Source organism: Brevundimonas sp. Soil_N_31 (genome assembly GCF_057655995.1).
Window position 1 is genome coordinate 29,896 of sequence record NZ_JBDGLE010000005.1, and the last position, 15,502, is coordinate 45,397.

General features: G+C 68.6%; 16 protein-coding genes. 13 read left to right on the forward strand and 3 right to left on the reverse strand.

Annotated elements, in window-relative coordinates:
• The first annotated feature begins 36 nt into the window (after positions 1–36).
• Positions 37–513: an Rrf2 family transcriptional regulator gene (locus tag AC3A3G_RS09520; protein WP_125899581.1), complete on the forward strand. Its 477-nt coding sequence runs from the start codon at positions 37–39 to the stop codon at positions 511–513.
• A gap of 10 nt (positions 514–523) precedes the next feature.
• The gene (locus tag AC3A3G_RS09525) at positions 524–1,330 is read left to right on the forward strand and encodes an SDR family NAD(P)-dependent oxidoreductase (protein ID WP_487488180.1); all 807 of its coding nucleotides are present in this window, start codon (positions 524–526) and stop codon (positions 1,328–1,330) included.
• Between the two features lie 5 nt (positions 1,331–1,335).
• On the opposite strand, the gene AC3A3G_RS09530 is transcribed toward AC3A3G_RS09525, so the two are convergent.
• On the reverse strand, positions 1,336–2,034 hold the full coding sequence (locus AC3A3G_RS09530; protein WP_087139683.1) for a MarC family protein: 699 nt from the start codon (positions 2,032–2,034) through the stop codon (positions 1,336–1,338).
• A 98-nt stretch (positions 2,035–2,132) separates the two neighbouring features.
• On the opposite strand from AC3A3G_RS09530, the gene pyrF reads away from it, so the two are divergent.
• Positions 2,133–2,855 carry an orotidine-5'-phosphate decarboxylase gene (pyrF, locus tag AC3A3G_RS09535; protein WP_487488063.1) on the forward strand — a complete coding sequence of 241 codons (723 nt, stop codon included), beginning with the start codon at positions 2,133–2,135 and terminating at the stop codon, positions 2,853–2,855.
• An 82-nt stretch (positions 2,856–2,937) separates the two neighbouring features.
• On the opposite strand, the gene AC3A3G_RS09540 is transcribed toward pyrF, so the two are convergent.
• Together AC3A3G_RS09540 and AC3A3G_RS09545 are read right to left on the reverse strand one after the other, a co-directional pair.
• A complete protein-coding gene (locus tag AC3A3G_RS09540; protein WP_125899578.1) occupies positions 2,938–3,771 on the reverse strand; it encodes a hypothetical protein in 834 nt (277 codons plus the stop codon).
• 233 nt (positions 3,772–4,004) lie between these two features.
• Positions 4,005–4,247 (reverse strand): DUF1674 domain-containing protein, encoded by a 243-nt coding sequence (locus AC3A3G_RS09545; RefSeq protein WP_125899577.1) that lies wholly within the window; start codon positions 4,245–4,247, stop codon positions 4,005–4,007.
• A gap of 99 nt (positions 4,248–4,346) precedes the next feature.
• Between AC3A3G_RS09545 and htpX the strand changes: the two genes are divergently transcribed.
• From htpX to truB, 10 genes are all read left to right on the forward strand, one after another.
• On the forward strand, positions 4,347–5,336 hold the full coding sequence (htpX, locus tag AC3A3G_RS09550; protein WP_487488064.1) for a zinc metalloprotease HtpX: 990 nt from the start codon (positions 4,347–4,349) through the stop codon (positions 5,334–5,336).
• A gap of 171 nt (positions 5,337–5,507) precedes the next feature.
• Entirely contained in the window at positions 5,508–6,239 is a 732-nt protein-coding gene (gene trmB / locus AC3A3G_RS09555) for a tRNA (guanosine(46)-N7)-methyltransferase TrmB (protein ID WP_487488065.1), read from the forward strand.
• Between the two features lie 152 nt (positions 6,240–6,391).
• Positions 6,392–7,003, forward strand: coding sequence for a ribosome maturation factor RimP (rimP, locus tag AC3A3G_RS09560; RefSeq protein WP_292055923.1), 612 nt, complete (start codon positions 6,392–6,394; stop codon positions 7,001–7,003).
• A complete protein-coding gene (gene nusA / locus AC3A3G_RS09565) occupies positions 7,003–8,745 on the forward strand; it encodes a transcription termination factor NusA (RefSeq protein WP_487488066.1) in 1,743 nt (580 codons plus the stop codon). Before rimP ends, nusA begins: the two co-directional genes overlap by 1 nt.
• Before the next feature lie 18 nt (positions 8,746–8,763).
• Positions 8,764–9,438, forward strand: a complete 675-nt coding sequence (locus AC3A3G_RS09570; RefSeq protein ID WP_412876599.1) for an RNA-binding protein — start codon at positions 8,764–8,766, stop codon at positions 9,436–9,438.
• Between the two features lie 110 nt (positions 9,439–9,548).
• Complete coding sequence (infB, locus tag AC3A3G_RS09575) at positions 9,549–12,545, forward strand: translation initiation factor IF-2 (protein WP_487488067.1); 2,997 nt, start codon at positions 9,549–9,551, stop codon at positions 12,543–12,545.
• A gap of 160 nt (positions 12,546–12,705) precedes the next feature.
• Positions 12,706–13,236 carry a hypothetical protein gene (locus AC3A3G_RS09580; RefSeq protein WP_125899570.1) on the forward strand — a complete coding sequence of 177 codons (531 nt, stop codon included), beginning with the start codon at positions 12,706–12,708 and terminating at the stop codon, positions 13,234–13,236.
• Positions 13,237–13,331: 95 nt separating this feature from the next.
• A complete protein-coding gene (locus AC3A3G_RS09585; protein ID WP_487488068.1) occupies positions 13,332–13,955 on the forward strand; it encodes a DUF2459 domain-containing protein in 624 nt (207 codons plus the stop codon).
• Positions 13,956–14,021: 66 nt separating this feature from the next.
• Positions 14,022–14,513: a 30S ribosome-binding factor RbfA gene (gene rbfA / locus AC3A3G_RS09590; protein WP_368922979.1), complete on the forward strand. Its 492-nt coding sequence runs from the start codon at positions 14,022–14,024 to the stop codon at positions 14,511–14,513.
• A gap of 3 nt (positions 14,514–14,516) precedes the next feature.
• Positions 14,517–15,449 (forward strand): tRNA pseudouridine(55) synthase TruB, encoded by a 933-nt coding sequence (truB, locus tag AC3A3G_RS09595; protein ID WP_412878668.1) that lies wholly within the window; start codon positions 14,517–14,519, stop codon positions 15,447–15,449.
• Positions 15,450–15,502 lie beyond the last annotated feature (53 nt).

Here is a 15,502-nt window from a genome sequence, read left to right on the forward strand (position 1 = left end):
GGAAGGCCTACCTTCCCATCAGGAGCATGAACCCTGATGTCTGACAGCCAACGTTTTCCCGTCGCCGCCCACGCCCTGGCCTATCTGGCCCACAAGGGCGCCTATTCGGCGACCGAGGCCGAGCCGAGCGCCGTTCTGGCCGCGTCGGTGCCGACCAATCCGGTGGTGATCCGTCGGGTCACGGCCCTGCTGGCGAAGGCGGGGCTGATCGCGACGCGCCCCGGCGCGTCTGGCGGATCCTGGCTGCTGCGTCGGCCCGAGACCATTTGCCTGGACGAGGTGCTGAAGGCCGTGAACGGCTGCGCCCATCTGGGCTCGCCGCCCGCTGGGGCCAAGGGCTGTCCGGTCGGCGAACACATCCCGCGTCAGGTGGCCAAGGCCCTGACGGCGGCGGATCAGGCGGCGGGCGCGGCCCTGTCGAAGATCACCATCGCTGACTTGCTGGAAGAAGATCCCGAGGTGTTGCGCGCCTTTGCGCCACACCCGGCCTGTCCTAACGCTGACGCCGCCTGACGTGGCGGTCTTGGGGGACGCGCGGCGCACCATCCTTATCACCGGCGCTTCGGCGGGCATCGGCGCCGCCCTGGCGCGCGTCTGCGCGGCGCGGGGGCATGACCTGATCTTGACCGCCCGGCGCGAAGGGCCGCTTCAGGCACGGGCCGAGGAACTGGCCGCCGCGCACGGCGTCGCCGCGACGGTCATCGTCGCCGACCTGGCCGAGCCCGAGGCGCCTGTGCGTCTGGCCGAGGCGATCGCCGCGCGAGGATTGAGCGTCGACGGCCTGATCAACAATGCGGGCTTCAGTCGCACCACGGGCTTTCTGACGACCGATCCGGCGGACCACGCCGCCATGATCCGCGTCATGCTGAGCGCGCCGGTCGAGCTGTCGCGCCTGGTGCTGCCCGGCATGGTCGCGCGCGGCTGGGGCCGGGTGCTGAACGTGGCCTCCCTGGCCGGACAGATGCCGGCGACGGGCGGCGACACGCTTTACGGTCCGATCAAGAGCTTCCTGATCAAGGCGTCGCAGGGGTTGTGGCTGGAGACGCAGGGGACCGGCGTGCACGTCACCGCCCTGTGCCCCGGCTACACCTACACCGAGTTCCACGACGTCAACGGCTCGCGCGATCAGGTCTCGGCCGCCTATCCGAAGTGGATGTGGATGGACGCCGACCGCGTGGCCCGCATCGGCTGGGACGCGGTCGAGGCCAACCGGCCGCGCGTGACGCCGGGCTTCGCCAATAATGTGCTGGCCGCGCTGGGCGGGCTGCTGCCGGACGCCCTGGCGCTGAAGATGGTCGGCGGCCACGCCAAACGGCTGGACCGCCTCTAGAGCTTTTAGTGCCCGCCCGAGGGGTAGGGGGTGGTGACGCCCGCGCTGAACATGCCCGGCAGGGCTTCGCCCAGACCCATCAGGATGAACTGGATCGCCAGGGCGCACAGGATCAGGCCCAGCACCCGCACCACGATGGCCATGCCCACGTCGCCCAGGATGCGGCTGATCGGGCCGGTGGCGGCGAAGCACATGAAGGTGACGACGCAGGCGGCGACCATGGCGGTCAGCGACGCGGCCGTGCCCGCCGCACCCAGCTTCTGGGCCTCGCCCGCCTGGATGATGATGGCCGAGATGGCGCCCGGCCCGATCATCAGGGGAATGGCGAAGGGCACGATCAGCCGTTTAAACCGGCGCTTGGCGTAGCCGCGCACGTCCTGGGCGTCGGTCGCGGCGTCGGCGTCGGCGAAGATCTTCAGGAAGTCCTCGCGCGCCATGTCCAGGCCCAGCAGCAGCAAGAGGATGCCGCCCGCGATGCGGAAGGCGGCCAGCGAGATGCCGAAGAACTGCAGCAGGCCCAGGCCCGTGAAGAAGAAGAAGCCGAGGAAGACCGCCGCGAAGGCGCAGATCATGGCCGAGACCGTGATGCGCTGACGCAGGGAGGCGCCCGCCGTGGCCGCCGCGAAGATCGGCACATTGCCGATCGGGTCCAGCAGGGCGAACAGCGCCACGAACAGGTTGACCCCCAGATCGACCGCGTTCATTGCTTGCCCTCGCCTTAGAAAACCCGCCGCGCGACCGCGACCCCTTGTCTCACCTATCGGGGCATCCGCGCGCGCCTGCAAGCCGCCGAGAGCCGGAAATGTCAGCAGACCGCCCCAATCGCCCCTTCGACCCGCGCGTCATCTGCGCCCTGGACGTGCCGACGACCGATGAGGCGCGCGCCCTAGTCGAGCGGATCGGCGATGCGGTGGGCTTCTACAAGGTCGGGCTGCAGCTGTTCGCCTCGGACGGCATGGGTCTGGCGCGCGAGCTGAAGGCGTCGGGCGCCCAGGTGTTTCTGGACTGGAAGCTGCACGACATCGGCGCGACGGTGGAGAAGGCGACGGCGGTGCTGGCGAACGCGGGCTGCGACCTGCTGACCGTCCACGCCCGGCCGCAGGTGATGGCGGCGGCGGCGCGCGGGGCGGCGGGATCCGACCTGAAGATCCTGGGCGTCACCGTCCTGACCAGCCTGACCGACGACGATCTGAAGGCGGACGACCACAGTCTGTCGGCGGCCGAACTGGTGGAGCAGCGGGTGCGTCAGGCGCTGGAGGCCGGTATCCACGGCGTCGTCTCCAGCCCGCATGAGGCGGGCCGGGCGCGTGAGATCGCCATGGCGGCGGGGCGCGAGGACTTCCTGATCGTGACGCCGGGCGTGCGGCCTGCGGGCGCGGCCCTGGACGATCAGGCGCGCGCCGCGACCCCGGCCAGCGCCCTGCAATCGGGGGCGACCCATCTGGTCATCGGCCGTCCGATCACCGCCGTCGCCGATCCGCGCGCGGCGGCCCAGGCGATCACCCAGGAGATCGCCCTGGTCTGAGGCCTATGAGCTTGATCCGTAAGGGGTCTGCTTCACGTGAAACAAGAAGGGCGGCGTCTGCGGACGCCGCCCTTTTTTCGTATCAGCCGCGTTCGCCGCGTTCCTGGCGGTAGGGCCGCTCGGTCGGAGACGGCGGCGCCGGCGGGGCGGGCGGCACGGCGTAATAGCCCTGGTCGAAGTTCACGACCGGCGGGGCGGTTTCGATGCGCGGCGGCTCGACGTAGACGTTGGGGCGGGCCACTTCGACCTGGGCCGGGGCGACGCGCACGTCGGCGGCGGCCACATGGACCGGCGGCGGCGCCACGTGGACGCGGGCCGGCTCGACGTAGACCGGGGCCGGCTGCACGAAGACCGGCGGCGATTCCACATAGACGGGCGGCTGCGAGACATAGACCGGCGGCTGGCTGACATAGATCGGCTCGGCGCGGTAATGCACCGGCTGCATAGGCTGGGGCGGCGGGCCGCAGCGGCCGCAGTCGTGACCGTATCCGCCCTGATAATAGCCCTGCTGGTAGCCGCCCTGATATTGGCCCTGATACTGGCCGCCGTAGCCGCCATAGCCGGCGCGCGCCCAGGGATAGCGGCCGTAGCCGTCGACCGGATAGCCGAAGGGCATGGAGCGGGTGACGCCGGAATAGGCGTAGCCGCCATGCTGGATCGGCGGCTGCGACGGGGCGATCACGACCGGCGGACGAACCCCGGCGCCGCCGTAGCCGTAGCCATAGCCATAGCTTTCGATCGGGCCGTAGCCGCCCTGCCAGCCGGTGTCGCTGTACCAGGTCTGGGCGCGGCTCTGGACCACGGGGCCGCGGGCGTAGCCGGCGGCGGCGTTATATCGGGCGCCGGCCTGATGGGCCTCGGCCGCTCCGGCGATGAGGACCGCCGCGCCTGCGGCGGCGTAAAATAGGGCCTTCATGGCTGCGCTCCTTGTTTCAGCCGTAAAGGTTAATGCGGATATCGCCAGAGCGTTCACTATTCTCCCGTCAAGGGAACCGGGGTCTTTTCCCTTCATGTCATGGGGAGCGGGACCGCGAAGCGGCGGCCGAGCGATCGCGCTCAAATCAGCTCAAGTAGTGAGCCGCCGTGCGGCGAGCGGTAGCGTCCTAACCCGCTCAAGCAGCGAGCCGCCGCGCGGCGAGCGTTAGCGCCCTAAAAATCCACCGCCAGGCCCTTCTTCTCCCAGTCGCCGAAACGGGTCGGTTCCGGTCCCTTGCGGCCGCCGACCTCGTTCGGAAGCGCAGCGGCTTCCTCGGCGGCGCGGCGTTCGGCGGCTTCCAGCAGGGCGCGGCGGGCGACCTCGTTCAGGGGGCGCTCGGGCGTGGCGTGGGGCACGTCGGCGTTGAAGGCTTCCTCAGGGGAAGGTTCAGTCGGGGGGGTGGGCTGTTCGGTCACAGGTCGCCTGCCTTGAGAGCGGGGATACTGCGGCTCAAATAGACGTTCCGGCTGAACACGCCACCCCTGTCGCCTGAAACCTTTCGCCTGAAGCCCCGCATGAACCATCTGAAGACATTCGCCCTGCTGGCCGCGATGACCGCCCTGTTCATGGGGATCGGCTATCTGATCGGCAAAGGGCCCGGCATGGCGATCGCCCTGGTCGTGGCGGCGGGCATGAATGTCTTCAGCTATTGGAACGCGGACAAGATCGTCCTGAAGATGTACCGCGCCCAGCCGGTGGACGAGACCCACCCCAACGCCGTGGTGCGCGCCTATGTCGCCGATGTGAAGCAGATGGCGCAGGACGCCGGCATGCCCCTGCCCAACATCACCATCATCCCGAACGATCAGCCGAACGCCTTCGCCACGGGGCGCAACCCCCAGAATGCGGCGGTGGCGGCGACGACGGGCCTGCTGGACATGCTGACGCGCGAAGAGATCCGCGGCGTGATGGCGCATGAACTGGCCCATGTGAAGAACCGCGACACCCTGACCATGACGGTTACGGCGACGGTGGCGGGCGCCATCGCCATGCTGGCCAACTTCGCCCTGTTCTTCGGCGGCGGCGACGACCGCGAGCGTCCGGGCGGCATGATCGGGACCATCGCCCTGATGTTGTTGGCGCCGATGGCGGCGGGCCTGGTGCAGATGGCCATCAGCCGCACTCGCGAATACGAGGCCGATCGCGTCGGCGCCGAGATCGCCAATGACCCCCAGGCCCTGGCCTCGGCCCTGCAGAAGATCGAGGCCTATGCGCGGGGCGCGGTCAACGCCCCGGCCGAGCGCAATCCGGCGACGGCCCATATGTTCATCATCAATCCGTTGAACGGGAAGGGGGCGGACAATCTGTTCTCGACCCACCCAGCCACCGGCAATCGCGTCCGCGCCCTGATGGAGCTGGGCGCGAAGATGGGCATGGGCGGGCGCGTGCGTCCGGCGGCCTTCGTCGCGCCTGCGCCTGTCGCGTCCGCCGCGCCGATCCGGGGAACCAGCGTGCCGACGACCGACGATGCCCCCGCCGCGCCGCCGCGCGGGCCGTGGGGCTGAGGCTTCCGCAAGGATGGGCCTTTGCGTGCGGGCTTAAGCCGCTAGAGCGAAATCGGTTCAGTTGGACGAGTGTCCAACTGAACACAGATATTCGCTCCAAGCATAATTCTGGACCATTGTTCTGGGTTCAGTCGATTTCGACTGAACCGAAAATGGTCTAGAGCGCGCGCCATGACCGACGAGACCGATCCCAAACCGTCCGACGCCGAGCGCCCCGAATGGGCGAAGGCGCATGGCCCGCTGCGCTCCTTCGGACGCATCAAGTCGCGGCCGATCAAGGCGAAGCAGGCGGCCCTGTTCGACACCCTGATGCCGCGTATCGCCGTGCCGGACCCGGCCAGGGGGCCGATTGATCCTCTGGCTCTGATGCCGGGCGCGAAAGCCGCCTGGCTGGAGATCGGCTTCGGCGGCGGCGAGCATCTGGCGGCCCAGGCGGCGCGTCATCCTGAAGCGGTGATGATCGGCTGCGAGCCCTTCCTGAACGGCGTCGCCTCGGCTCTGCGTCACGTCGAGGAGGGCGGGCTTGAGAACGTGCGGCTGCACGCCGACGACGCCCGCGCGGTGATGGCGGCCCTGCCGGACGCCTCGCTGGACCGGGTGATGATCCTGTTCCCCGACCCCTGGCACAAGGCGCGCCACAACAAGCGCCGCTTCCTGCAGGACGAGACGGCGGTGGAGATCGCCCGCCTGCTGAAGCCGGGCGGCAAGGTGCGCTTCGTCACCGACTGGCTGGACTACGCCGACTGGGCGCTGGAGCGGCTGGCGCGCACGTCGGGTCTGACGCGCCGTGAGACCGGCGCCGACTGGTTCGCCCCGCCCAAAGACCATGTCGTCACCCGCTATGAGGAAAAGAAGCTCGGCGACACCGATCCGATCTTCCTGGAATTCGAAAAGCAGGACTGAACGGCGGGGCGCTTGCGGGAATGGGACGGCGGGGGCTGACACGGCCCCCGCTTTCGCCTATATGACCGCTCACATCGTTAGACCGACGTCCAACGGCGTCGTATCAAGCGGCGGCCCGGACGGACCGTCGCTTTTGTTTTTGGAGTAGCCGCTTGCGGGCCAAGACCGCCGAAGACCGTGCTCTGCTGGAGCTGATCGACCCCGTGGCTGAGAGCCTGGGGCTGGCGGTCGTGCGCGTGCGCCTGATGGGCGGCACCCTGCGTCGTCGCCTGCAGATCATGGCCGAGCGCAATCTCGATCACGACATTTCGGTCGAGGAATGCGCCCGCCTGTCGCGCGCCGTGTCCGAGGTGCTGGACGCCGCGGATCCGATCTCGGGCGAATATCTGCTGGAAGTCTCGTCGCCCGGCATCGACCGGCCGCTGACGCGCCTGATCGACTTCGACCTGTTCGAAGGTCTGGAAGCCCGTCTTGAAACCGATCGCATGGTCGAGGGCCGCAAACGCTTCAAGGGCATTGTCGCCGGGGTCGAGGGCGAGAACGTCGCCATCGATCTGGACGGCGAGGACGAGACCGCCCTGATCCCTTTCGCCTGGCTGGCCGACGCCAAGCTGGTGCTGACCGACGAATTGCTGAAACGCGGCGCGGCCCTGCGCGCGGCGCGCGGCGAACCCGAAGACGACGGCCTGCCCGAGGGCGCGCCCGACGCTGAACAATCCTCCGCTGAACAATCCAACTCCGACTCCACTAAGGACGACGCCTGATGGCCGTGACCGGAATCTCCGCCAACCGCCTGGAACTGCTCTCCATCGCTGACGCCGTCGCGCGCGAAAAGAACATCGACCGGGAGATCGTCATCGAGGCGATCGAGGAAGCGATCCAGAAGGGCGCCAAGTCGCGCTATGGCGCGCACCACGACATCCGCGCCAAGATCGACCACAAGACCGGCGAGCTGAGCCTGACCCGTCACGTCACCATCGTCGGCGACGACTGGCAGCCGGAAGACGAGCTGGAAGAGTTCAACGACAGCGCCATGGTGCGCCTGCGCGACGCGCTGAAGCGCGACGCCGAGGCCGAGGTCGGCAAGGAATACGTCGAGATCCTGCCGCCGTTCGAGTTCGGCCGCGTCCAGACGCAGATGGCCCGTCAGGTCGTGACCGGAAAGGTCCGCGAGGCCGAGCGCGCCAACCAGTACGAAGAGTTCAAGGATCGCGTCGGCGAGATCGTCAACGGCACGGTCAAGCGCGTCGAATACGGCAACACCATCGTCGACCTGGGCCGTGGCGAAGGCATCATGCGCCGCGACCAGTCGATCCCGCGCGAGGTGTTCAACGTCGGCGACCGCGTCCGCACCTACATCTACGACGTGCGCCCGGAGGCCAAGGGCCCGCAGGTCATGCTGTCGCGCGCCCACCCGGGCTTTATGGCCAAGCTGTTCGCCCAGGAAGTGCCGGAAGTCTATGACGGCGTGATCGAGATCCGCGCCGCCGCCCGCGACGCCGGTTCGCGCGCCAAGATGGCCGTCCTGTCGAACGACTCTTCGATCGACCCTGTCGGCGCCTGCGTCGGCATGCGCGGCTCGCGCGTTCAGGCGGTCGTCGCCGAACTGCAGGGCGAGAAGATCGACATCATCCAGTGGAACGACGACGAGCCGACCTTCATCGTCAACGCCCTGGCCCCGGCCGAAGTGGCCAAGGTGGTGCTGGACGAAGAAGCCGACCGCGTCGAGGTCGTGGTGCCGGACGAGCAGCTGTCGCTGGCCATCGGCCGTCGCGGCCAGAACGTCCGCCTGGCCTCGCAGCTGACCGGCTGGCAGATCGACATCATCACGGAGTCTCAGGACTCCGAGCGCCGCCAGCGCGAGTTCGCCGAGCGCACCGCCTTGTTCCAGGAAGCCCTGGACGTGGACGAGACGATCGCCCAGCTGCTGGTCACTGAAGGCTTCGCCACGGTCGAGGATCTGGCCTTCGTCGAGGCTTATGAAATCTCCGAGATCGAAGGCTTCGACGAGGACACGGCCGAAGAGCTGCAAACCCGCGCCCGCGAGCATCTGGACCGCCAGGCGGCCGAGCTGGACGCCAAGCGCGTGGCCCTAGGCGTCGAAGACGTCGTGCTGGACGTGCCGGGCGTGACCGCCGCCATCGCCGTCGCCCTGGGCGAAGGCGGGGTGAAGACGGTCGAGGATCTGGCCGATCTGGCCACTGACGAAATCCGTGGCGGCTATGAAGTGCGCGGCGGCGAGCGGGTCAAGGTTCCGGGCGTGCTGGAAACCTTCAACCTGAGCCAGGAAGACGCCGAAATGCTGATCCTGCAGGCGCGCGTGGCCGCCGGCTGGATCGACGCTTCGGAACTGCCTCAGCCGGAATACGTCGAGGAAGAGACGCTGGAAGGCGACGTCGAGTTCGACGGCGAAGGCCAGGAAGACGCCCAGGCTGATGAAGCCGACGCTGACGCTGATGCAGAGGTCGTCGCTGACGACCTCGACGATCAGTCCCGCGACATGTGATGGGAGCCGCAGCTGTCCATGAGGTCGTCCGAGACGTTGATCGATAGGGATCGTCAGGACCTGGCGTCACGCCAGGTTCTCGATGAATCTCGCCTGATCCGTTTTGTCGGCGGCCCGGACGGCGCGGTGGCGCCTGATCTGGGGCGTAAGCTTCCGGGGCGCGGCCTATGGGTCGCGGCCGACCGCGCCTCGCTTGAGGCGGCGATCAAGAAGAACCTGTTCGCGCGGGCGGCCAAGGCGCCGCTGAAGCCCGCCGCGGACCTGCCCGATCTGGTCGAGACCCTGCTGGTTCGGCGTTGTCTGGACCAGCTGGGTCTTGCCCGGCGCGAAGGCGTGCTTATCTCTGGGTTCGAGAAATGCGCTGCGGCGATCCGCAGCGGCCGCGCCGCATGGCTGATCGAAGCCGCCGACGGCTCGGCCGATGGGCGCGGCAAGCTTCTGGCCCTCTCCAGACACGCCTCGCCCGCCCCCGAAATCTGCGGGGCTTTCAGCGCGGACGATTTGAGTTTGGCCCTTGGGCTGGAAAATGCGATACACGCCGTCCTGCTGCGAGGCGGGCGGGCTGATCGTTGGACCCAGGAGGTTCAGCGGTTGGCGGGATTTCGACCTCTCTGTCCCCAGAGCTGGAACCGGGCGGGGCCCGAACACGGCGCAGAGGACGACCGGAGCGCGGCTCCGGAAGGAGAGCCTTAGGGTTTGAGCGGCGGCGGGCCTGTTTCCGAAACAACGGAGGCGGGGCCGCATTCTGCTATGGGTGATTGAGAGACGAAGGCGGAATTCTCCGCCCTGAGTAAAGCGACCGGATGAGCGACGAAAACAACAATTCCAACGACGGCAAGACTCCTGCCAACACGCCTTCGCAAACGGGGCCGCGCGCGCCGTTGAGCCTGAAGCCGCGTGCGGCGGGTTCGGTCTCGACCGGCACGGTGAAACAGAGCTTCAGCCACGGCCGTTCCAAGACTGTCGTCGTCGAGACCAAGCGCCGCGCCGGCCCGCAGGGCGGGCATCAGCGTCCGCAGGGCTTCGACGTCGCGCGTCCGCGCCCCGAAGGCGGCGCGCCGCGTTCGGCCGCGCCGCGTCAACCGGCCGGCGGCGCCCTGTCGCCCGAGGAACAGGAGGCGCGTCGCCGCGCCATCGCCCTGGCCACGCAACAGGCCGCCGAGCGCGAGCGCAACGCGGTCGCCGCCAAGGCCGCCGCTGAGGCCGCCGAGCGCCAACAGGCCGCCGCCGCCGAAGCCGCTGCGACCAAGGCCGCCGCTGAAGCCGCCGCCGCCAAGGCCGCCGCCGAAGCCGCCCGCGTCGAGGCCGCCAAGCTGAGCGTCGCCGCGCCGGCCCCCGCTCCGGCCAAGCCGGTCGCGCCGAAGGGTGAAGCGCCCAAGGTCGAGGCTCCGAAGGTCGAAGCCAAGCCTGAGCCGGTCAAGCCGGCGGCCCCGGCCGCTCCGGCTGCGCCCAAGCGTCCGGCGGTCAACTTCGGCCAGCGCGCACCCAAGATTCCGACAGGCCGTGCGCCGCTGGAACGTCCCGCCTTCGGCGGCCGTTCGGCTCGCGAACAGGCCATGGGCGACGGCGAGCGTCCGCAGGCCCGTGAACAGGCGCCGCGCGAAGGCGGCCGCGAGGGCGCCGAGCGTCCTGCGCGTCCGGCCCAGACCGTCCGCTATTCGGCGCTGAACCCGCGTCCGGCCCCCGGCGCCCGCACCGGCGCGCCCGGCGCCTCGCGTCCCGGCGCCCGTCCGGCTCCGAACCAGCCTCCGGCCCAGCCCGAAGTGGCGCGCCCCAGCCGCGCCGGCGGCGGCTTCGCCCGTCCGGCCACTGGCCGCGAGGACGATCGCGAGAAGCGTTTCGCCGACAACGCGCCCGGTAAGGCGGTCAGCCGCACGCGCGGCGAGCCCAAGCGCCGCGAAGGCCGCCTGACCATCCATTCGGTGGCGGGAGGCGACGAGGACGCCGTCGAGCGCATGCGCTCGCTGGCCTCGGTGCGCCGCGCTCGCGAACGCGAGAAGGAAAAGCGCCGCGGCGGCTCGACCGAAACGCCCAACCGTCCGCGTGAAGTGGTCATTCCCGACACCATCACCGTCGGCGAACTGGCCAACCGCATGGCCGTGCGCGGCGTCGACATCATCAAATTCCTGATGCGTCAGGGCCTGATGATGAAGATCAACGACGTGATCGATTCCGACACCGCCGAACTGGTGGCCGAAGAGTACGGCATGGCCGTCAAGCGCGTGTCCGAATCCGACGTTGAAGAAGGCTTCATCGCCGACGCCGACGACGCCGATGCGGGCGAGATCCGCGCTCCGGTCGTGGCCATCATGGGCCACGTCGACCACGGCAAGACCTCGCTTCTGGACGCGCTGCGCACAACGGACGTGGCGGGCGGCGAAGCGGGCGGCATCACCCAGCACATCGGCGCCTATCAGGTGCGCCTGGCCGACGGTCAGCGCATCACCTTCCTGGACACGCCGGGCCACGCGGCCTTCTCGGCGATGCGGGCGCGCGGCGCCAACGTCACCGACATCGTCGTCCTGGTCGTGGCGGCCGACGACGGCGTCATGCCGCAGACGGTCGAGGCCATCCAGCACGCCAAGGCGGCAGGTTCGCCGATCATCGTGGCGGTCAACAAGATCGACAAGCCGGACGCCAATTCGCAGAAGGTCGTCAACGAGCTGCTTCAGTATGAAGTCATCTCCGAGAGCCTGGGCGGCGACACCCAGATCATCGAGCTGTCGGCCAAGGAAAAGATCAACCTCAACGGTCTGACCGACGCCATCCTGCTGCAGGCCGAAGTCATGGACCTGCGCGCCAACGCCGACCGTTCGGCCGAAGGCGTGGTCATCGAGGCCAAGCTGGACAAGGGCCGCGGCCCGGTCGCGACCGTCCTGGTCAAGCGCGGGACGCTGAAGCGCGGCGACATCGTCGTGGCTGGTTCGGCCTGGGGCAAGGTTCGCGCCCTGCTGAACGAGCGCAACGAGCAACTGCCTGAAGCCGGTCCGTCGGTTCCGGTCGAGATCCTCGGCCTGGACGAGGCGCCGTCGCCGGGCGACGTCTTCGCCGTGGTGGAATCCGAGGCCCGCGCCCGCGAACTGACGGAATACCGTCAGCGCGTGAAGCGCGAGAAGACCCAGGTCTCGGGCGGTTCGCTGTCGCTGGTCGACATGATGTCCAAGCTGCAGTCCAAGAAGGTCAATGAACTGCCGGTCCTCATCAAGGCCGACGTTCAGGGCACGGCGGAAGCGATCGTCGGCTCGCTGGACAAGATGGGCAACGACGAGGTCCGCGCCCGCACCGTCTATTCGGGCGCCGGCGGCATCACCGAGAGCGACGTCAACCTGGCCAAGTCGGCCGGGGCGCCGATCCTGGGCTTCAACGTCCGCGCCTCGAAACAGGCTCGCGACCTGGCTGACCGCGAAGGCGTCGAGATCCGCTACTACTCGATCATCTACGACCTGTTGGACGACATTAAGGGCGTGCTCTCGGGCATGCTGGCGCCGCTCCAGCGCGAAACCTTCCTCGGCAACGCCAAGGTTCTACAGGCCTTCGACATCACCAAGGTCGGCCGGGTCGCAGGCTGCCGCGTCACCGAGGGCGTGGTCCGCAAGGGCGCGCGCGTCCGCATCATCCGCGACGACGTGGTGGTGCTGGAACTGGGCGTGCTCAACACGCTCAAGCGCTTCAAGGACGAGGTCAACGAAGTGCCTTCGGGTCAGGAGTGCGGCATGCAGTTCGCCGGCTTCCAGGACATCAAGGAAGGCGACTACATCGAGTGCTTCACCGTCGAAGAGATCAAGCGCACCCTGGACTAGGGTGTGCCGGATCCGTCAACGGAAGGACATTGAGGGGCGCGGTTTTGCAAGGAGCCGCGCCCTTGGTTCATCTGCAAGACGCCTCTGGGGGTTCACCCGGGCCGTTGAGGACACTAGGGTTCGCAAATCGCCGGGGGGCGTGTTCACAGACGAGGCCGTCATGCGTCGCTCCATCCTGACTCTGGGACTCCTGGCCGCTGTGGCGACGAGCGTCGCCTCGCCCGCGCTAGCCGACACCCGTTTCCTGTCCTTTGACGCCCGCGACCGCACGACGCAGGCGCTGACGCGCGGCGTGACGCTGGAGGTTGAGCGCGGCTGGTTCGGCGCGACTTCATTGAAGAACCTCTTCTCCTCGACTTCACGCGGTTCGGCGCGCTTCGAGCGGGGCGGGCCGAACCAGGCGTTGCAGGTGTTGCCGGAAGGCTCTGGCGGCGGAAGCGTTTACGCCATCTCGGCCGAAGGCGACGGCCGCGCCCTGGCTCGGGCCTTGTGTCCCGGTGCGGACGAGACCTGGATCGTGGTCGGCCGTGTGCGCGCCGGTCATCCCTTGAGCATTGAGACGGTCGGTCGCTGGGCTGGCGGCGAGTTCCGTCACTGCGTCACGCTGAACTACGACTATCGCGGCGAGTGGTCGCGCCTGCAGGGCGCATCGCCCGCTCGCGACGCTCCCGCCGCCTACGGCTCCAACTAAGTCGGACGACGGACATGCTGGTTCGGTGGAGCCTTGCAGTTCTGATCGGTGCGTCAGCGGCTGTCTGGACCGCCGAACGGCCAGGCGATCCCGGGTTGTTCCCACCTGTGCGATCCGAGACGACGGTCGTCGTCCATCTGCTCGACAACGGCTTTCACACCGACCTGGCCGTGCCGCGCGCGGCGCTGGCGACGGGCGACGACGCTCTGGCGCGGGCGGTGCGCGCCTTGCCGCCGGGCGACTGGGTGCGGATCGGCTGGGGCGACTCTGTCTTCTATGTCGAGCAGGGAGCGATCAGCGGCCGCCTGCCCGACGGGGCGCGGGCCTTCTTCAAGCCCGGCGGCAATCCGTCCGTGGTCATGCTGGACCCCGATCCGACCGATCCTGCGCTGTTTTCCGAAACGGAGAGGGCGACGCTGCGCCTGTCGCCGGAAGGCTTCGCCGCCCTGCGGGCGCGGGTGGCGGCGTCGCTGCGGCTGGATGAGGGCGGGCAGGCCGTGGTTTCGGCGCAGAGGGATGGCGACGACGCCGTCTTCTACGCCAGCGGCGAGACTTTCTGGGTCGGGCATCTGTGCAATCACTGGACGGCCGAGGTGCTGAACGCGGGCGGCCTGTCCATGCCGATGGCGCGCAGCCTGACCTCGGGCGCGGTGATGCGGGCGGCCCGGCAGGCGGAACAAAGTGCGGCGGAACTGGACTTGAACGACGCAGGCGACTAGACCCCGCCCCTTCGCGTTTCAGAGCCGGCGTCCGATCCCCGGCGGCGCGAGCAGGAGGAGCCCACGATGGCCCGCAAGCAACACACCCGCAACGCCAGCGGCTCGATGGGCCCGTCGCAGCGCCAGCTGCGCGCCGGCGAACTGATCCGCCACGCCCTGGTCGACGTGATGCGCGAGCATGAGATCCACGACGAGGCCCTGGTCGGCGTCTCCGTCACCGTGACCGAGGTGCGGATGAGCCCGGACCTGCGCCATGCGACCTGTTTCGTCGAGCCTCTGGGCGCCGGCGTCGAGGCGGCCGAGACGGCCGGGCACGAGAGCGCCATCATCAAGGCGCTGAACGAACACGCCAAATTCCTGCGCGGTCAGCTGGGCCGCCGCATCGACATGAAGTTCACGCCCGACCTGAAGTTCCGCCACGACGAGAGCTTCGACACGGCCAGCCATATGGACCGTCTGTTCAACGATCCGCGCGTGCGCGCCGACATCGAACACGCTGACGATGAGGATGACGGGCCTCAAGCAGCGCAAGGCGCGGTAGGCCCAGAGAAAGACTGAGTTATGGCGCGACGCAAGAAGGGCGATCTCGTCAACGGCTGGGTGTGCCTCGACAAGCCCTATGAGATGGGCTCGACCGAGGCGGTGACGAAGATCCGCCGCCTGTTCAACGCCCAGAAGGCGGGGCATGCGGGCACGCTGGACCCGCTGGCTTCGGGCATACTGCCCATCGCGCTCGGTGAGGCGACCAAGACGGTGCCCTTCATGATGGAGGCGCAGAAGGTCTATCGCTTCACTATCCACTGGGGCATTTCGACCGACAGCATCGACCGCGAGGGCGAGATTATCGCCCGTTCCGACGTGCGGCCTTCGGTCGAGGCGGTGGCGGCGGCCCTGCCGTCCTTCGTCGGCGAGATCGACCAGACGCCGCCCGCCTTTTCGGCCATACGGGTCAATGGCGAGCGCGCCTATGATCTGGCGCGGGCGGGGGTCGAGGTCGAGCTTCAGTCGCGCCGCGTGACCATTCATGAGGCGACGGTGACGGCCGCGCCCGACGCCGATCACGTCGAGATCACGATGCGGACGGGCAAGGGCGTCTATGTCCGATCCCTGGCGCGCGACCTGGCGATCATGCTGGGCGCCGAGGGCCATGTCTCGGACCTGCGGCGCGAGCGCGTGGGGCCGTTCTCGGTCGACAACGCCGTAACGCTGGATTTTCTGGAAGAGTTGGCGCATAAGGGCGCCGCCTTTGAGGGCTTGCTGCCCGTTTCGACCGCTCTGGACGACATCCCGGAGTTGGCCGTGACGGATCAGGACGCCCTCTCTCTGAGGCAGGGACGGCCGATCGTTCTGCTCCCCCGACAGATTGAAACGCTCAAGGCCCGGCTCACCGCCGGTTCGCGGCTGGTTTCGGTCTTCGAGGGCGGAACCCTGGTCGCGCTCGGCAATCTCAGGGCCGGTCGGCTTGAACCTGATCGTGTTTTCAACCTCCCCTGAAGCAAGCTCACACGCTTGCCGATAGGACACCCAACGCCCTCAAACAGCGAGCC